Origin of the sequence: Novosphingobium sp. LASN5T, from assembly GCF_003856955.1 — a bacterium.
Lineage (GTDB): Bacteria > Pseudomonadota > Alphaproteobacteria > Sphingomonadales > Sphingomonadaceae > Novosphingobium.
The window spans coordinates 1-18,210 of the sequence record NZ_RQSI01000010.1; the positions used below are offsets into that span (position 1 = coordinate 1).

General features: G+C 67.1%; 12 protein-coding genes. 5 read left to right on the forward strand and 7 right to left on the reverse strand.

What is annotated here, in order from left to right; all coding sequences use genetic code 11:
• Window positions 1-123: 123 nt before the first annotated feature.
• A complete protein-coding gene (locus EH199_RS08690) occupies window positions 124-1,182 on the reverse strand; it encodes a LacI family DNA-binding transcriptional regulator (RefSeq protein WP_124808867.1) in 1,059 nt (352 codons plus the stop codon).
• A 242-nt stretch (window positions 1,183-1,424) separates the two neighbouring features.
• Here EH199_RS08690 and EH199_RS08695 point away from each other — a divergent pair, with 242 nt between their 5' ends.
• Entirely contained in the window at window positions 1,425-2,840 is a 1,416-nt protein-coding gene (locus EH199_RS08695) for a sugar porter family MFS transporter (protein WP_124808868.1), read from the forward strand.
• 117 nt (window positions 2,841-2,957) lie between these two features.
• Here EH199_RS08695 and EH199_RS08700 read toward each other — a convergent pair whose 3' ends face one another.
• Window positions 2,958-3,968: a cupin-like domain-containing protein gene (locus EH199_RS08700; protein WP_124808869.1), complete on the reverse strand. Its 1,011-nt coding sequence runs from the start codon at window positions 3,966-3,968 to the stop codon at window positions 2,958-2,960.
• A gap of 5 nt (window positions 3,969-3,973) precedes the next feature.
• A complete protein-coding gene (locus tag EH199_RS08705; RefSeq protein ID WP_124808870.1) occupies window positions 3,974-4,666 on the reverse strand; it encodes a SapC family protein in 693 nt (230 codons plus the stop codon).
• A gap of 367 nt (window positions 4,667-5,033) precedes the next feature.
• On the opposite strand from EH199_RS08705, the gene EH199_RS08710 reads away from it, so the two are divergent.
• From EH199_RS08710 to EH199_RS08725, 4 genes are all read left to right on the forward strand, one after another.
• Window positions 5,034-7,955 carry a TonB-dependent receptor gene (locus tag EH199_RS08710; protein ID WP_124808871.1) on the forward strand — a complete coding sequence of 974 codons (2,922 nt, stop codon included), beginning with the start codon at window positions 5,034-5,036 and terminating at the stop codon, window positions 7,953-7,955.
• A gap of 79 nt (window positions 7,956-8,034) precedes the next feature.
• Window positions 8,035-9,597, forward strand: coding sequence for a tryptophan halogenase family protein (locus tag EH199_RS08715; RefSeq protein WP_124808872.1), 1,563 nt, complete (start codon window positions 8,035-8,037; stop codon window positions 9,595-9,597).
• Between the two features lie 73 nt (window positions 9,598-9,670).
• Window positions 9,671-12,334: a glycoside hydrolase family 3 C-terminal domain-containing protein gene (locus tag EH199_RS08720; protein ID WP_124808945.1), complete on the forward strand. Its 2,664-nt coding sequence runs from the start codon at window positions 9,671-9,673 to the stop codon at window positions 12,332-12,334.
• Window positions 12,331-13,842 (forward strand): glycosyl hydrolase family 8, encoded by a 1,512-nt coding sequence (locus EH199_RS08725; protein WP_124808873.1) that lies wholly within the window; start codon window positions 12,331-12,333, stop codon window positions 13,840-13,842. Before EH199_RS08720 ends, EH199_RS08725 begins: the two co-directional genes overlap by 4 nt.
• A gap of 3 nt (window positions 13,843-13,845) precedes the next feature.
• Here EH199_RS08725 and EH199_RS08730 read toward each other — a convergent pair whose 3' ends face one another.
• From EH199_RS08730 to xylA, 4 genes are all read right to left on the reverse strand, one after another.
• A complete protein-coding gene (locus EH199_RS08730; RefSeq protein ID WP_124808874.1) occupies window positions 13,846-14,586 on the reverse strand; it encodes a FadR/GntR family transcriptional regulator in 741 nt (246 codons plus the stop codon).
• A 99-nt stretch (window positions 14,587-14,685) separates the two neighbouring features.
• Window positions 14,686-16,143, reverse strand: coding sequence for a family 43 glycosylhydrolase (locus EH199_RS08735; protein WP_124808875.1), 1,458 nt, complete (start codon window positions 16,141-16,143; stop codon window positions 14,686-14,688).
• An 11-nt stretch (window positions 16,144-16,154) separates the two neighbouring features.
• Complete coding sequence (locus EH199_RS08740; RefSeq protein ID WP_124808876.1) at window positions 16,155-16,856, reverse strand: acetylxylan esterase; 702 nt, start codon at window positions 16,854-16,856, stop codon at window positions 16,155-16,157.
• Window positions 16,857-16,896: 40 nt separating this feature from the next.
• Complete coding sequence (gene xylA, locus EH199_RS08745) at window positions 16,897-18,204, reverse strand: xylose isomerase (RefSeq protein ID WP_124808877.1); 1,308 nt, start codon at window positions 18,202-18,204, stop codon at window positions 16,897-16,899.
• Window positions 18,205-18,210: the final 6 nt, after the last annotated feature.

Genomic DNA, 18,210 nt, shown 5'->3' on the forward strand with positions numbered 1-18,210 from the left:
CATGTTCGGCCATCTCAAAATCAACCGCGCCATCGCCACCCGCTACGACCAGCTTGCCAACAGCTTCCTCGGCATGGTCCATCTCGCCACCGCCAGATACTGGCTCAAATTTGTCCACGCCGCCTAGGCCTTGCCCGGCGGCGCGGCATCGGATTCCCGCCGAACCAGTTCGTACGCAAGCGTGGCGAGGCGCGGTTGCGGGTTTTCCTCGGCGCGGTCTGCGCGGATTTCCTGCGCCAGAAGCTCCAGCGCGGTCTCGGCCATCTTGCGGATCGGCTGGCGGATCGTGGTCAGCTCCGGCCAGATCGTGGAAGCGAACGCGGTATCGTCGAAGCCGCACACGGTAAGGTCGTGCGGCACTTCCAGATCGTTGCGGTGCGCAGCCGCCACGCAGCCGGCGGCCATATCGTCGTTCGAGGCGAAGATCGCGGTCGGGCGCTGGGGCAGGGCGAGCATGTCCATCGCCGCGTCCAGCCCGGAGCGGTAGGTGAACTGCCCCTGTTTGACGAGCGCCTCGTCCACGTTCACGCCGGCTTCGGCCATGGCATCGCGAAAGCCGGCAAGGCGCAGCGCGCTGGCCGATTGGCGGGGGTTGCCGATGATGAAGCCCACGCGCTTGTGGCCCAGATCGAGGATGTGGCGCGTCATGTCGTAGGCGGCCTGGTAATCGTCGATCATCACCACGCCGTGATGCGCTTCTGCTTGGCCGGGGCCGACCAGCACGGCGCGGGTTCCGGCGCGGCGCAGGCGGGCGAGCAGCGCGGTGTCGTCGCACAGCGGCGGGGGGAGCAGGAAGCCATCGACCGCGCTTTCCACCAGCCGCGCGATCATTTTCGCCTGATCGCGATCCGGATCGCAGCGTTCGACCATCAGGTGGGCATCGAGCCGCGTCGCCGCGTCCATGCAGCCGATCAGCAGTTCGCTAAGATAGGAGGCGGAAGGGTTGGCATAAAGCAGCGCGATGCGCAGCTGCGATGCGCCGGCAAGGCTGCGCGCGGCGCGGTTGGGTGCGTAGTTGAGTTGTTTGATGGCCGCTTCGACCGCAAGGCGCGTTTCCTCGCGCACGCCTGCGCCTCCGTTGACCACGCGGCTGACGGTCATCGGCGAGCACTGGGCGAGGCGCGCGACGTCGGTCACCGTGGGGCGCCCGGACTGCCGACGGCGCGATCGGATATCGTTCATCTCTTGCTGCTCCCGTTGCGGATTTCCTGACCGCGCGGCACGCCCTTGGCAAGCGGGATTGTCATTTAAGCAGACTTAAACCCATTTCACGCTTGCGCGGCGCGAACGGCGCGATATTGAGGTAGCGCTATCATCGAGCGGGAGAGCGGCATCGGAAGAACCGGTGACAGCTCAAGCAAGACCGTCGATGCAAGGCGAAATGCGTGGCAATCAATGCGCATTGAACGAGTCGGGAGAGGAAAATGACGGCAGTGCAGCAAGACCGGGTGAACATGGCGCTTGTGGGCGCCATCGTATCGGTCGCCACGATCGGCGGACTGCTATTCGGATATGACAGCGGCGCGGTCAACGGCACGCAGGCGGGCCTGAAGGCGGCGTTCGCGCTCGACGACAATGGTCTTGGCTTCACCGTGGGGTCGCTGCTGGTCGGTTGCGCCGCCGGCGCTTTCACCGCCGGGCGCATGGCCGACCGCTTCGGGCGCAAGCGCATCATGGTGCTGGCCGCGATCCTGTTTCTCACCGGCGCGCTGGTGCAGGGCCTTACCGGAAATCACACCCTGTTCGTGATCGCCCGTTTCTTCGGCGGCATGGCGGTGGGCGCGGCCAGCGTGTTGTCGCCCGCCTACATTTCCGAGGTTGCGCCGGCGGCGATCCGCGGGCGGCTGACCAGCGTGCAGCAGGTCATGATCATCACCGGCCTGACGCTGGCCTTCGTCGTCAATTACGTGCTCGCGCGGCAGGCAGGGGATTCGCTGGGGCAATTGGGCGGTGTTCCGGCCTGGCGCTGGATGTACATCGCGCAGGCGATTCCGGCGGTGGTGTTCTTGGTCGCGCTGCAGTTCATTCCGGAAAGCCCGCGCTATCTGGTAAGCAGCGGCCGCGCCGAGGAAGCTCACGCGGTGCTTTCGCGCCTGTTCGGCGAGACCGAGGCCCGCCGCAAGGTCGATGAGATCCGCGCATCCTTCGCCACCGACCACCGCCCGCGCCTGGCCGATGTGCTGGCGCCGGGAACGGTGCTGCGCCCGGTCGTGTGGGCGGGGTTGATCATTGCCGTTTTCCAGCAGTTCGTCGGGATCAACGTGATCTTCTACTACGGCGAAACGCTGTGGAAGCTGGCGGGCGTTTCCGAACAGGCGGCGCTGGAACGCAACATCATCTCGGGCCTCGTTTCGATCGCGGCCTGCTTCGTCACCATGGCGCTGGTCGACAAGGTCGGGCGCAAGCCGCTGCTGCTGATCGGTTCGGCGGGGATGACGCTATCGCTCGGCGCGATGAGCTGGGCGTTCTCGCGCGGGACGCTCGACACCGCCGGGGCGCTGCAGATGGACCAGCATCTGGGCCTGATCGCGGTGATCGCGGCCAATATCTACGTGGTGTTCTTCAACGTCAGCTGGGGTCCGGTGATGTGGGTGATGCTGGGCGAAATGTTCCCCAACCAGCTGCGCGGATCGGCGCTGGCGGTGTGCGGGCTGGCCCAGTGGGGCGCGAACTACGCCGTGGTGCAGAGCTTCCCGGCCATGGCGAGCGGCCTGGGCCTTGCCGAGACCTATGTACTCTACACGCTGAGCGCGGCGGTGAGCTTCTGGCTGGTCAAGGCCTTCCTGCCCGAAACCAAGGGCAAGGAGTTGGAGCAGATGGAAGGCTGGGGCGGGCACTGATTCAAACGTTCCCTCGCTGCGGCCCCAATCCCTCCTCTCCCGGGGCCGCCGCAGTACCTGAGAAGGCCCGGAAGGCACATGCTTTCCGGGCCTCATTTTTGTAGGCGGGTCGGGAAGTCAGCCGCCGCGCAGGGCGCGCAGCACCATCGCGCGAATCGGACCATAGCCAGCCCCCTTGATGTCGCGCAGCACGCCGCGCCGGTCTTCCGGCAGGTGCGCGAGGGGGTGGCCATCCGGCCGGAACACGTAATGATCGAAGAACGCGCGGAACGCCGCGCGCTCCGCCTCCGGCCGCTCGGCGATGGCGATCATCGAGAGCAGCATGGCGAGCAGCGGGGCGTCGGGGCCGATCGCGGTCGCATCCCACCAGTAATTGAGCATCACGTTGACCGGCGCGGTCGCTTCCACCTGGTGCCACCACAGCTTGGGCAGGAACAGCGCGTCGCCGGCAGCGAGGTCCACGGTGATCGCGCGGTCCCGCGCCGCCGCGAACCGGGGATAGCGCACCGGGTCTGCACTCGCGGCGGCAAGGCTGGCCGGCTGGCCGGCCATCGTGTGATCGATCGGCCCGACATAGAGATCGCCGATCGCATCGGGCGGATAGAGCGTGAAGCGCCGTGCCCCCGCCAGCACGCAGGCGAGGTTTTCATAGGCGTCGTAATGGGTGGCGGCGGTCGACGGGTTGCCGATCCACAGCCGCGCCTCGACCTGCGGCGGCACGATCGGCACCGCGTTGGCCTCGGCAAAGCCGGGAAGATAGGCGGGCGCGACCAGCGAGCCGAGATAGGCGGTGGGCGCGGACGGATCGTCGGCATGGCGCAGCATGTGCGCGAAGGCCTGCGCCAGCGGCAGTTCCGCGCGGGTGAAATTGAAGCCGGAAAGATCGTCGCTGTAGTAATAGCGGCCGCCGATCGCCGGATCGCCGAGAAAGACCTGCGGCCGCCGCCCGGTATCGAACGACAGGACATGGTCGAGCGCGGCGCGGGCGGATGCGCGCGCCGCCTGCGCCGCCGGCAGATCGGCGCACAGGCTCCGGATGACAACGGGCGTGCCCGCAAGGATCACGCCGGCGTGAAAGCTTTCCGCACTCGCCAGTTCGGGCGCGCCGGGTGCAAGCTCCGCCAGCATCAGGCTCAGTTCCAGCCGCCCGCGAGCCGTTCGTTGCGGCGGCGGGCGAGGATGCCCACCTGCTGCAGCGAGCCGTGGATGGCGAGCGCGGCCTGGAGCCAACCCTGCCGGAATAGTCTGATGATTGTCGCATCCTCGAGCGCCGACAGCGCCTCGCCGCTCACCGAATAAAGGCCGTTCAGCGCGATCGTCTGCCCGTCGTCGAAAGAAAGCGAAATGTCGACCGGTTCGATCAGTCTCTCTTCCACGAGCATGGCGATGAATTGCTCGGTCGGCGCGGCGGTGCCCATGAGATGGCCGATCGCGCGCTGGACCACGCGCATCTCGTCGCTCGGCCCCCCCATCGCGTCGAACAGCGGCACCGTGCCGCCGGGCGCGAAGCGCGGGTGGGCAAGGTCGATCGCGATATTGTCGTCCGCGGTGAAGAAGCCCTGGCGTTGCAGGTCGAGCGGAAGAAAGGCCGCGTTTCCGGCCTCTGCGCCCTCGACCAGCACTTCGCCCGGCTGGAATCCGAACAGCGCCACCAGCGCGAATCGGCCCGTCTCGGGCGACTTGGCGAGCACGACCGGGCAGCAGGCGGCGGCGCGTGTCACCTCGGTAACGACGATCTGCACCATGTGCGGATGCGGCCCCGCCAGCGGGTGCATGGCAAGATTGCGATGGGCATCGCTGTTCAGAATCTCGATTTGCTCCGCCAATCGTCCTCTCCTGCATTCTCGCGTGTTTTGCGATGGTTATTACATGATATTGCGGGCCGCGATGTGCGCGCTAACATCGAAACTCTAACCGGAATCGTGGGCTTTTTGCAACACTGCCGGGCACCCGTCTGATTGCGCAGACAATTTCATGTTGATAGCGCTACCTTTATCGGTTACTCAAAATGGGCAAGGTGACGAGCAGAGCACCGGCGTGGCGGAGAGATGGCTGGCAACCGCAGTTGCACGGCGTTGTCCTCAGCGACCCTGGAGCTCCCCGTTTCGGCCCGTTCGGGAGGCAGTGAACGGTGCGAGCGATGTCGTCTCCTTCCCGGGCGGGGGGGCCGTCAGACAGAGCAGTGGAGAGGGTATGAGGACTTCAATCAATTCGCGGTTCCTGCTGGGCGGGGCGTCGGGCGCCATCGCGCTCGCGATCGCCATGCCGGCGGTGGCGCAGCAGGCGCCGGCCGAAAGCGCAGGCCCGGCCGATGCCGAGGTCAGCAACGAGCCAGGCTCCGAAATCATCGTCACCGGCATCCGCGGTTCGCTCCAGCGCAACATGGAAATCAAGCGGAGCGCCTCCGGCGTGGTCGACGCGATTTCCGCCGAGGACATCGGCAAGTTCCCCGATGCCAACGTGGCCGACGCGTTGCAGCGCCTGCCCGGCATCTCGATCCAGCGCTCGGGCGCGCGCGGCGAAGCCAACGGCGTGACCGTGCGCGGCTTCGGCGGCGATTTCAACGATACCCAGTTCGACGGCCGCCACCTGTCGACCGCATCGGGCAACCGCGCGGTGGATTTCACCACGATCGGTTCGGACTTCGTCCAGAACATTTCGGTCTACAAGACGCCCGACGTCGAACTCGGCAACAGCGCGATCGGCGCGACGATCAACGTCGCGCTGCCCAAGCCTTTCGACAGCAACGGCACCAAGCTGGCGCTGAAGGCATCGGGTTCGGTGCAGGACCGCAGTGGCCGGGTCGTCCCCTCGGGCGCGGCGCTGGCCAGCACGACCTTTGCCGACGATACCATGGGTATCCTGGCCTATGTCGCCTACAAGCGTTCGGACACGACCTCCAACCAGGTCTTCATCCCCGGCTGGATCGGCAACTACTTCTACCAGTGCCAGTCGCAGCCCGCGTGCCAGACCAGCGACTTCACGCCCGCCAAGAAGAACGTGCTGGGCTGGTTCCCGCAGCAGCTGGGCGCTAACCAGGTCAACACCAAGGACGAGCGCATCGACGGCCGCCTGGCCTACCAGTGGCGCCCCAGCGACAAGGTGCTGGTGACTCTGGACGGCAATTTCACCCGCCAGACGCTGCACACCGCGACTTACGGTTACGGCGCGTGGTTTAACGGCGATGACCTGCGCAACGTGAAGCAGGACAGCAACGGCACCGTGGTGGACTTCAACCAGTTCGGCACGCCGATGGACTTCAACGCCAACCTCGCGCGGGACATCAACCAGACCTACATGGTGGGCGGCAACCTGAAGTGGGAAGCGACTGACGAACTGAGCTTCGATGTCGATGCCTCGCTCTCGCGCTCGGTCCTGAACCCCGGCAAGAACGGGTACGCCAACGCCATGGACATCGGCTATGGCGGCACCAACGCCGATCCGAACGGCGGGTTCCTCTCGACCGGCTGTACCTATCCGGCCGGCGCGGGGCCGACCACGCCGCCGACCTCGTGCACCCGCTATTCGACAGTGCTGGGCGCCAACACCGGCGTCACCATCGGCGGCCCCAGCTCGGGCTATCTGCCGAGCATCCACGACGTCGGCCCGAACGGCAACGTCGGGAAGTTCACCGACCCGTCGCTGATCGGCAGCCACGTGATCGCGGGATTCCCCAATTATTACACGGATCTGGTCAAGCAGATCAAGATTTCGGGCAAGTACGAAAGCGACGCGATCAAGATCCACTTCGGCGCGAGCTATCAGGAAAACAAGTTCCACAAGGAAAACCAGAGCCCGTTCGTCAATGGCACGTTCTTCCGTTACGGCGGCTATGGCGCGCCGTCGGGCCGCACCGGCGCGGTGGCGCCGTTGCCCAGCAGCATCTACCAGGGCACGATCAGCACCGCCAACTTCATCCCCGGCTACAAGGGCAACCTGGCGCCCGCGATCATCGCCTACGATCCGGTGGCGGTCTATCGCGCTCTCGAAGCGACCGGTGGCGGCACGACTGCGCCCGCGTTCGATCCGGCCAGCGTGCTGAATGTGCGCGAACGGACCTTTGCCGGCTATCTGCGCATCAACTTCGACAGCATGGTCGGCAACATGCCGATCCACATCAGCGCCGGCGTGCGTGACGAGTACACCAAGCTGACCTCGGGCGCGATTGGTCGCAACCCGGTGACGCTGGTGACGGTCCCAACCGACCCGACGCTGATCTCGGTGGGCTCCTATACCCCCGACCAGCTCATCACCCGCGAGACGAGCTACAACTACGTCTTGCCGAGCCTGGACGTGAAGCTGGAAGTGACGCCGAAGCTGCAGCTGCGCTTCGACGCTTCGCGCACCCTGACCCGGCCGGTGCTGAACGACCTCAGCCCCACGATCACTCTGGGTACGCTGCGCAAGGGCAGCCTCGCGGCATCGGGTGGCAATGCCAACCTCAAGCCCTACCTGGCCGATAACCTCGATCTGGGCGCCGAATACTACTACGGCTCCAACTCGTACTTTGCGGTCAACGGCTTCATGAAGTTCATCTCGAACTTCATCGTCGGCGGCGTGCGCACCCAGACGATCAACGGGGTGACCGATCCGTTCACCGGCCAGGCCGCGCAGTTCCAGGTGAACGGCAAGGTCAACGGGCCGGAAGGCGTGGTGCGCGGCGTGGAAATCGCCTGGCAGCACGTGTTCGGCGAAACCGGCTTCGGCTTCAACGCCAACGCCACGCTGGTCAGCACCAACCGCACGTTCGACACGAGCGATATCTCGGGTTCGGCGTTCGCGATCACGGGGCTGGCCAATTCGGCCAACATCATCGCCTTCTACGACAAGAACGGGCTGGAGGTCCGCCTTGCCGGCAACTGGCGCGACAAGTACCTGCTCAGCCTGGGCCAGACCCAGGGTGGCACGTTCGGCGCGGAACCGGTGAACGTGAACCGCCAGTTCCAGATCGACGCCAGCGCCAGCTACCAGCTGACCAAGCAGGTCTCGGTCTTCTTCGAAGGCACCAACCTCAACAACTCGACCTACAGCACCTATGGCCGGTTCTCGAACATGCCGCTCGATACCTGGTCCTACGGTCGCCGCTTTGTGTTCGGCGCCCGTTTCAACTACTGATGTGACGTGGTGGCGGCGCCGGTTCCCATGCTGGCGCCGCCACCACCAATAGTCGTTCGAACAACGGGGCAGGACGCGGATGGTGCGTGCAGTGCGCGATGTCGTGATTGTCGGCGGCGGGACCGCCGGATGGCTGACCGCGGCGATCATTGCCGCCAAGCATCGCCCGCGCATCGGGCACGACTTTTCCGTTACCCTGGTCGAATCCCCCAACGTGCCGATCATCGGTGTGGGCGAGGGGACATGGCCGACCCTGCGCTCCACGCTGAAAAGCGTCGGCATTTCCGAAACCGATTTCTTCCGCCAATGCGATGCCGCCTTCAAGCAGGGCGCGCTGTTTGCCAAATGGACCACCGGCGCGGATGACGATGCCTATTACCACCCGTTGGTGCTGCCCCAGCGCTTCGGGCAACTGAACCTCGCGCCACACTGGCTGGCGGGAACGCTGGTTGAAAATGAGGACGCGGACGAGACGTTCTGCGATGCCGTCTGCCCGCAGGGCCGCATCTGCGACGAGAACCTGGCGCCCAAGACCATGGCCGATGCCGAGTTCGAGGGGCAGGCCAACTACGCCTATCATCTCGACGCCGGCAAGTTCGCGCCGTTCATGCAGCGGCACTGCACCGAAAAGCTGGGCGTGCGCCACGTGCTCGCCGACATGCGCCAGGTGTTGCAGGACGAGAGCGGCGACATCCGCGCGATCGTGACCGAGCAGGCGGGCGAGATCGCCGGCGACCTGTTCGTCGATTGCACCGGCATGCGCAGCCTGTTGCTGGGCGAGACGATGGGCGTGGGCTTCAAGGACTGCAACGACGTGCTGTTCTGCGATACCGCGCTGGCCGTGCAGGTGCCCTATCCCGATCCGGACGCACCGATTGCCACGCACACCATCTCCACCGCGCAATCGGCGGGCTGGATCTGGGACATCGGCTTGCCGACGCGGCGCGGCGTCGGCCACGTCTATTCGAGCCGCCACATCAGCCGCGAGCAGGCCGAAGCGGAGCTACGCGCCTATATCGGCCCGGCCGCCGATGGCCTGGCCGTGCGCAAGATCGATATCCGTTCCGGCCACCGCGAACTGTTCTGGAAGGGCAATTGCGTGGCGGTGGGGCTGGCGGCGGGCTTTCTCGAGCCGCTGGAGGCCTCGGCGATCGTGCTGATCGAGCTTTCGGCGAAGATGATCGCCGAACAGATGCCGCCGGCGCGCGAGGTCATGGACATCGTCGCCCGGCGCTACAACGAGAAGACGCTGTACCGCTGGGGGCGGATCATCGATTTCCTCAAGCTGCACTATGTACTGAGCCAGCGCCGCGACACCGCCTTCTGGCGCGACAACATGGATCCGGCGACGATCCCCGAACGCCTGCGTGAACTGCTGGCGCTGTGGCGCTGGCAGCCGCCCTACCTGCACGAGGAGTTCGACCGGGTGGACGAGGTGTTCCCTTCGGCCTCCTACCAGTACGTGCTCTATGGCATGGGCTTCCGCTCCGAGGTTTCCGCCCGCGCGCTGGAACCTGAGGTGCGCGATGCGCGGCGCGCGAGAGGGCAGAACGCCGATATCACCACGCGGATGCTGACGGCCCTGCCGCGCCATCGCGACCTGATCAACCGCATCGTGGAATATGGCCTTCAGCCCGTGTGACCACGCTTGAACGCCGGCCGGGGTGCGACCCGGCCAGAAGACCAGAGAGGACATCTTCGTGATCGAGAGTTCGATGCCCGCGCGCCGTCATGCGCGCTCGCTGCTCGCCGCTGCAAGTCTGGTAGCGCTAACTATCCCGCAGGCCCAGGCGCGCGAGGCCGCTTCGGCGGCGCCCGAGGCGTGGACGGAAGCGGATCGCGCGGCCTCGGCGCTGGTCGCGAAGATGACGGTCGACGAAAAGGTCGAACAGCTGCTCAACGTCGCGCCGGCAATCCCGCGGCTGGGCATTCCCGCCTACAACTGGTGGACTGAGAGCCTGCACGGGGCGGGCGGCGCGGTGCCGACCACCAATTTCCCGCAGTCCATCGGCCTTGCCGCCACGTTCGATCCGCCGCTGGTGCACGACGTGGCGCGGGTGATCAGCACCGAGCTGCAGGGGCTGCACACGCTGGCGCGGCAGACAGGGCATCTCGGCAAGATCGGTACCGGGCTCGATACCTGGGCGCCCAACATCAACATCTTCCGCGATCCGCGCTGGGGGCGGGGACAGGAAACCTATGGCGAGGACCCGTTCCTGACGGCCCGGCTGGGGGTCGCCTATGTGCAGGGCATCCAGGGCCCGAACCCGGACCTGCCCGAAGTGATCGCCACGCCGAAGCACTTCGCGGTCCATTCCGGGCCGGAGCCGACGCGCCACACCGACAACATCATGGTCTCGCGCCATGATCTGGAAGATACCTACCTGCCCGCCTTCCGCGCCGCGATCGTGGAGGGCAAGGCCGGGTCGATCATGTGCGCCTACAACCGCGTCGATGGTCAGCCGGCCTGCGCCAGCGACCTTCTGCTGAAGGACCGGCTGCGCGGCGCGTGGGGCTTCAAGGGCTATGTCGTTTCGGATTGCGACGCGGTGGTCGATATCTACGACCGCCACAAGTACGCGCCCGATGCCGCCTCGGGCGTCGCGGCGGGGCTGCTGGCGGGCGTGGACAACGAATGCCACACCGGCACGATCGGCGAGGCCCCCGGTCTGGCGGACCGCTACAAGGCGGCGCTCAAGGCCGGATACCTGACCGATAGCGACATCGACCGCGTGCTGGTGCGCCTGTTCTCGGCCCGCTACCGCAACGGCGACCTGCGCGGGATCGCCGCGCGCAAGCCCAACGCCACGCCGGTGAGCGCGGTGGGCACGCGCGAGGGATGGGACCTTTCGCTCAAGGCGGCCGAAAAAAGCCTTGTCCTGCTCAAGAACAACGGCGTCCTGCCGCTCAAGCCCGGCGTGCGCGTCGCGGTGATCGGGCCGCTGGGCGATGCCACGCGCGTGCTGCGCGGCAACTATTCCTCGCCCAATTCGGCGCCGCCGATCTCGGTGGTCGACGGGCTGCGCCGGGCCATGCCCGAAGCGAAGGTCACGATGGTGCCGTTCGCCCCGTCGATCACCGACGGCGATCTCGTCACCGACGGCAATTTCCTGACGCTCGATGGCCAGCCCGGATTGCGCGCGGTCTATTACAACGCGATCGATCCCGCGAAGCCCCGCGGCGAACGGACTTTCTCCGCCAGGCCGGTGGTCACGCGGATCGAGGCCAACCTCCAGAGCAGCGCGATGCAGCTGAAAGAGGTTTCCGACGCGCACAAGGTGGTGTGGGACGGCTTCTTCGTCGCGCCGGAAAGCGGCCTCTACAAGCTGGGCGTGACCGGGGTGAAAGGCGCGCTGGAAATCGGCGGAAAGCCGGTTGTCAGGTCGGACCACTATTCGTTGTGGGGCGAAGCGCCCAAGTATGTCGAGGCCGAGCTGAAGAAGGGCGAGCGCTATCCGCTGCACTTCGATCTGGAAGGCGGCGGCGCGGCGGTGCCGGGCCTGTTCTGGAAGCGCATCACCCACGATCCCTGGGGCGATCTGGCGCGGGGCGCGGCCGACGCGGACGTGCTGGTGGCGGTGGTCGGCCTGACCTCCGATCTGGAGGGCGAGGAAATGCCGCTCAAGATCGAAGGCTTCGACGGCGGCGACAAGACCGGGCTGGAACTGCCGATGGACCAGCGCGAACTGCTGATCCGCGCACGCACGCTGGGCAAGCCTCTGGTCGTGGTGACGATGAACGGCAGCCCGATCGACTTGTCATGGGCCAGGGACAATGCCGATGCACTGGTGGAGGCGTGGTATCCGGGGCAGGCGGGCGGTTTGGCCGTGGCCAACGCGCTCTCGGGCAAGGTCAACCCCTCGGGCCGCCTGCCGCTGACCTTCTACAAGGACACGGCGGACCTGCCGGCCTTCACCAGCTATGCGATGGCGGGGCGCACCTACCGCTACTTCACCGGCAAGCCCGTCTATGGCTTCGGCTATGGCCTGAGCTACACCACGTTCGGCTATGGACCCGCGCGGGTGGAGCCGGTGGACGGTAGCACCGCGAACGGCATCCGCGTGACCGCGCAAGTCACCAACACCGGGGCGCGCGAGGGCGAGGAAGTGGTGCAGGCCTATCTGCGCTTCCCCGATCAGCCGGGCGCGCCGCGCGTGGCACTGCGCGGGTTGCAGCGGGTGGCGCTGAAGCCGGGCGAGAGCAAGGCGGTGACGCTGGAACTTTCGCCGCGCGACCTTTCGGCGGTGCGGCCCGATGGCGTGCGGCAGGTCTTCGCCGGGGCCTACCGCCTGAACCTGGGCGGCGGGCAGCCGGACAGCGGCTTGCCGGGCACGGAAACCGCGTTCACCGTCGATCGCGTGGTGGATCTGCCGAAGTGAGGGGATTCGCGCTCCTTGCCCTGACGGTCGCGGTCCTTGTGCTGCCGGCGGCTTCGCCCGCGGCCGCACAGCCGGCGAAGAAGGCGCAGGTTACCGAGGCGTCCACCGCGCCGCCGGGCGTTGCCTTCACCCGGCATCAGGAAGCGCCGCTGTGGAAGGTGACGCGGCATCCCGGCGAGGGCAAGGGCGCCTATGCCACGGGCACCTACCGCAATCTGTTCAGCGAACTGCTCGGGGTGCCGCGCGAAGAGGTGAAGGCGCGGATCGAGACGACGTGGCGCGCCTATTTCCATGGCGACGGGCAGGAGCAGCGGCTCTATTTCGAAACCGGCGCCAACGCCAACGGCACGCTGGCCTACGTTACCGACTGGGCGAACAACGATGCCCGGTCGGAAGGCATGAGCTATGGCATGATGATCGCCGTCCAGCTGGGCCACAAGCGCGAGTTCGACGCGCTGTGGAACTGGGCGAAGACTTACATGCAGGTGACCGACCCGGCCAATCCTTCCTATGGCTACTTCGCGTGGTCGATGGGCACCGATGGCAGCGCGCGCAGCACCGGGGCCGCGCCCGATGGCGAGGAATTCTTCGCCATGGCGCTCTATTTCGCGGCGAACCGCTGGGGCAACGGCACCGGCATCTACGACTACAAGGCCGAAGCCGACCGCATCCTGACCGCCATGCGCCATCGCGCGGTGATGACCGGGACGCCGCCGTTCCGCATCCACCCCGAAGACGCGCCGTTCGTGCAGCCCGATCGCCCCTGGCCCAGCATCAACAACCGGGCCGAGGCTGCGGCGCTGGCGGCGCAGGGCAAGACGCCTCCGCCGCCATGGCGCGATCCCGCGCCCAAGCCCCATGCGGTGGGGCCGATGATGGAGGAAAGCCACGCGATGATCCGCTTCGTGGCGGACGTGGGCTATCCGGGGTCGGACGCGTCCTACCACCTGCCCGCGTTCTACGAACTGTGGGCGCGCTGGGGGCCGGAGGCCGATCGCGCGTTCTGGGCGACGGCCGCCGACGTCAGCCGCGATTACTTCGTGCGCGTGACGAACGCGCGCACCGGCCTGGCCCCCGATCACAGCTATTTCGACGGCAGCACCATGACGACGGGCACGGGCGAGCCCTATCCGTTCGGCTACGACAGCTGGCGCACCGCCAGCAACTGGTCGGTCGATGCCAACTGGTGGGGCAAGGACCCGCGCCAGAAAGCGCTGAGCACCGCGATCCAGACGTTCCTGGCGGGCGAGGGGATCGATCGCTTCGCCGATCGCTACACGCTGGACGGCAAGCCCCTGTCGCAACGCCATTCGCCGGGAATGGTGGCGGCCACGGCCGTGGCCGGGCTGGCGGGCACGCCCGAGCCGCTGGCGCGGGCCTTCGTCAAGGAGCTGTGGGACACGCCGATGCCCGAAGGCGAGCAGCGCTATTTCGACGGCATGCTCTATCTGATGAGCATGATGCACCTGGCGGGCGAGTACCGGATCATCACGCCGCCGGTGCGGTAGCTATCAGGCGCGCGCGGGCGCGTCGATATCGGCCAGGGCCAGTTCGATCAGCGTCTGCATCGCCGCGCGCGCGGCCGGGCCATCGCCATCGGCCACGGCATCGAACAGCACGCGGTGATCGGGCAGGGGATCGCGCGGCAGCTTGCGCTTGCGCTGCTTGTAGATCGTGGTCCACCGCACCGCCGCCGAAATCGTGCTGGCCAGCGAGATCAGCGCCATGTTGCCGGTGGCCTTGAGCAGCGTGGAGTGAAAGGCCTGGTCCGCCGCCTGCCCCAGCGGGGAAGCGAGCGTGTGCTTGGCCATTTCCTCAAGCGCATGGCCCATCTGCGCCAGTTGCGCCCCGGTGCGGCGCGTGGCGGCGATCTCGGCGGCGGCCGGCTCGATGATCAGGCGCAGCTCGAACAGGTCGTCGATTGCCGCCCGGCTGGGTTCGCCCTCGAACGTCCAGGCCAGCACGTCAGGATCGAGAATGTGCCAGCGCGAGGGGTCGGTGATCTTGGTGCCCGCCTTGGGGCGGCTTTCGACCAGACCCTTGGCGGCGAGGATGCGGATCGCCTCGCGATAGGCGGTGCGCGAGATGTGGTTGCGCTCGGCAAAATCGACTTCGCTGGTCAGCACGTGGCCCGGCGGGTACTTGCCGGTGACGATGGCGATGCCAAGGTCCCGCGCGATGCTGCCATGCAGCCGCAGTGATTTGTCAGACCTGTCGATCCCGTCCCCGACCGGTTCCTTGCTTCGCGACACGTTCCACTCCTTGCCCTTCCCCCTATTTGGGCGCAATTCCGCCAAAGTCCAGCGGTTCGATGATGCCGGGCGCCGGTGCGATCTGTCAGTCCTTTCGGATCAGGGCCGGCGGAACGTCCACTTGCCCGCATCGGACGCCGGATCGAAGCGGACAAGGCGCGGCGTGCTTGCGCCCACGGCCGACAGCGCGAGGGGCCTGAACGGATCGGGCGTGGACTTCGGGATGATCCGGAAGGCGCCGTCGGCAAGCTGGTCGACCCGCCAGAGCTGTTCGGGCGCGCCGGTGAAGGCGGGCGCGGCCACGACATCGCCCCCCGGCGTCGCCGCCAGCGCACGGCTGGTGCCGGCGATCACGATCCGCACATAGGGCGCGCCGAACCAGCCGCCGGCGCCGGCCACCGGCTCGATCGTCCAGTGCTGGTGCGGCCGCACCATGTAATCGCCCATGTCGACCGGGATCGGCCCGGCCGGCCAGGTCGCGCGGTTCTGGTCGAGCGTCTGGTCGGGCACCGGCACCAGCGGTTCCTTGGGCGGTCCGAACCCGGCCCATTTGAACGGCAGCCGCACCTCGTCCACCGTCAGTTGCAGCGCGCCGCCGCGCTCGGACTGGATCTCGTAAGTCCCGGGCCGCAGGTTTTCCTGCCCCACGGGCCAGCCGTTCTTCCAGGTGAGCGGCAGGATCGCCAGCACGCTGCGGCCGGCGCGGTCCATGTCCGCCTCGTAGTGGAACGAGAACTTCTCCACCCCGTCGCCAAGGTCCACCAGCCCGAAGTGGCCCGCGCCCATGCCGCGCCCGTTCGACCCCCAGACGAGCTTGCCGCCGCCCTTGAGCAGCGGCACGCCGAAGTTGTCGAGATACGGCCCCAGCGGGCTGCGCGCGCGGCCGACGCGGATGTTGTAGGTGGAATTGGGGCCGTCGCAGCAGGTGCCGTGGGTGCCCAGCAGATAGTACCAGCCATCGCGGTGCAGCAGCGCGGTGGCTTCCATGTCGATCGCCACATCGACGGGTTGGTTCCCGGGCAGGCGCTCGGCGGTCCTGGGATCAAGCTCGATCATGCGGATCGAGCCGAAATAAGTGCCGTAGCTCAGCCACAGCCGCCCTTCGGCCAGCAGGAACGCCGGATCAATCGCGTCGTGCAGTTCCACTCCGTCGCTGGAGGCGACCGTGCCGATCTCGTGGAAGGCGAAATCCTTGGACGCCGGATCGAGTGACTTCGTCCACATGATCTTGATGTCGCTCTTGTGCCCGCCGTTCATGCCGCCGCCGCCCACGGCCCAGGCGACGAAATAGCGGTCGCCCAGCTTGATGACGTCGGGCGCGACGCCGCCGCCGGGGCGCACCGGGCCGCTCTTCCAGGTCCAGCCGTCGCTGGAGACGAGCCCGCCGCCGAACGTGCCGAACGTGTAGAACTTGCCATCCGATTCCACGATGGTCGAGGGATCGTGGATATAGGGCTCGCCCTCCAGCTGGGCGACGGGGTTGCTCTGCGCGAGCACCGCCGCAGGCACGAGAGCGAGGGCGGCGGCGAGGGCGGCGGCGAACACGTGGCGTTTCATCGGCATTTCCCTCACTGCGCGCGCACCGCAAGATCGCGGATCGGCTGGCCCTTGCCATCGACGAAGCGGACGCAGAAATCGCTGAGGCCGGGGCCGTTGATCACCGCGCCGATCAGCACGTTGCGGCCCTTCTTCAGGCCGACGGCGGGCGAGACGACATCGTCCATCACCATGCGGCGGTCGCCGAACAGCGCGGCCGTCTCCGCGCCGTTGAGCCACCAGACCGAGGCGGAATTGGAGCCGGCGGCGAGATGCGCATCGGGGATGTCGCGCGGGGCGTCGATCACGGTCACCGCCCAGAAGATCACGCCGTAGGTCGGCTTGCCATAGGCCTGGGCAAAGCCGAACAGCTTGACGTCCCACGGCGTGGCATCGAGCGCGTGCCAGGTGAGCGAAGCGCCCTTGTGTGCGATGGTCTGGCCATCGCGCGGCAGTGCCTGGCCAGAGCCGGTACCAAGCCCGGCCGGACGGTCCGCGGCGAAGGCCGCGCGGACATAGGTGCTGGTGAACAGCTGGTTGGTGCGGTTGGGCTTGGCGATCGGTTCCAGCAGCAGCCAGCGCCGGATGAAGCCATCGGCATCGGGCGCGGCGCTCCCCGCCGTCGCTGGGGTGAAGTGGGGCGCCAGCGGCGGCGCCGCGCGCGCCACCACCGGCAGGGCGCTGGCGGCGAGCAGCGCGAACGCTGCCCCAAGAACGCGGGCCTTGTGCATCATCACCTCTCCCCAGCCACGTAACCCCGTCCGACAACCGCCGTCAGAAGCGGTTGAGCATGTTCTCCAGCCATTCCTGCCGGCCCGAAACCGGCTTGGGAGCCAGATCGCGCGCCACGGCGAGATCGGCGATTTCGGCAAGGCTCGCGCCCTTGATCGCCTGTCCCAGTTCGCCATTCCATCCGGCGTAGCGTTCGGAGCGGAAGGCATCGATGCGGCCATCGGTGATGATGGCCTCGGCGCGCAGCAGGGCCTTGGCGATCACGTCGACGCCGCCGATGTGGCCGTGGAACAGGTCCGCCGCGTCGACCGACTGGCGGCGCACTTTGGCATCGAAGTTGAAGCCGCCATCGGTGAAGCCGCCGGCGCGCTCGATCTCGATGCAGGCCAGCGTCAGTTCCTCGACCGAGTTGGGAAACTGGTCGGTATCCCACCCGTTCTGCGGATCGCCCCGGTTGGCGTCGATCGAGCCGAAAATGCCGAGCGCGCGCGCCATGGCGATTTCGTGTTCGAAGGTATGGCCCGAAAGCGTGGCGTGGTTGGCCTCGATGTTGACCTTGACCTCGCTCTCAAGGCCGAAGCGCTTGAGGAAGCCGTACACCGTCTGCGTATCGAAATCGTACTGGTGCTTGGTCGGCTCGTGCGGCTTGGGCTCGATCAGGATCGTGCCGGCAAAGCCGATCTTGTGCTTGTGCTCGACCACCAGGCTGAGGAACCGGCCGAAGTTTTCCTGCTCGATAGCGAGGTCGGTGTTGAGGATCGTGTCATAGCCTTCGCGGCCGCCCCACAGGACGTAGTTGGCGCCGCCCAGCCGGTGCGTCGCTTCCAGCGCGTCGCGCACCTGGCTCGCGCCCCAGGCATAGACTTCGGGGCGGGGCGACGTGGCCGCGCCCGCCAGATAGCGCGGGTGGCCGAACAGGTTGGCCGTTCCCCACAGCAGCTTGCGCCCGTGCGCGGCCTGCAGTTCCTCCAGATGATCGACCGCGCGGGCGAAGCTGGCGCGGAATTCGCCGATGCTTTCGGCCGGGGCCATCACGTCCACATCGTGGAAGCAGTAGAACGGCAGGTCGAGCTTTTCGACGAAGGCCAGCGCCGCCTCGCGCTTGGCGCGCGCGGCGGCTTCGTCCTGCGGGCCATTGAGCCAAGGTCGGTCGAACGTGCCCGCGCCGAACACGTCGCTGCCCGGCCAGCAGAAGGTGTGCCACATGCACACGGCAAAGCGCAGGTAATCCTCCATGCGCTTGCCGAAGACCACGCGGTCCTTGTCGTACCAGCGATAGGCGAGGTCGTTGGCGCTGTCGGGGCCTTCGTAGCGGACGGTGTCGAATGCGTCGAAATAGGCAGCGGACATTGCAGG

Excerpts from the sequence above, each read along its gene's own strand:
- EH199_RS08690 (WP_124808867.1), bottom strand. The coding sequence starts at position 1,182 with ATGAACGATATCCGATCGCGCCGTCGGCAGTCCGGGCGCCCCACGGTG.
- EH199_RS08695 (WP_124808868.1), top strand. The coding sequence starts at position 1,425 with ATGACGGCAGTGCAGCAAGACCGGGTGAACATGGCGCTTGTGGGCGCC.
- EH199_RS08700 (WP_124808869.1), bottom strand. The coding sequence starts at position 3,968 with ATGCTGGCGGAGCTTGCACCCGGCGCGCCCGAACTGGCGAGTGCGGAA.
- EH199_RS08710 (WP_124808871.1), top strand. The coding sequence starts at position 5,034 with ATGAGGACTTCAATCAATTCGCGGTTCCTGCTGGGCGGGGCGTCGGGC.
- EH199_RS08715 (WP_124808872.1), top strand. The coding sequence starts at position 8,035 with ATGGTGCGTGCAGTGCGCGATGTCGTGATTGTCGGCGGCGGGACCGCC.
- EH199_RS08720 (WP_124808945.1), top strand. The coding sequence starts at position 9,671 with ATGCCCGCGCGCCGTCATGCGCGCTCGCTGCTCGCCGCTGCAAGTCTG.
- EH199_RS08735 (WP_124808875.1), bottom strand. The coding sequence starts at position 16,143 with ATGAAACGCCACGTGTTCGCCGCCGCCCTCGCCGCCGCCCTCGCTCTC.
- EH199_RS08740 (WP_124808876.1), bottom strand. The coding sequence starts at position 16,856 with ATGATGCACAAGGCCCGCGTTCTTGGGGCAGCGTTCGCGCTGCTCGCC.
- xylA (WP_124808877.1), bottom strand. The coding sequence starts at position 18,204 with ATGTCCGCTGCCTATTTCGACGCATTCGACACCGTCCGCTACGAAGGC.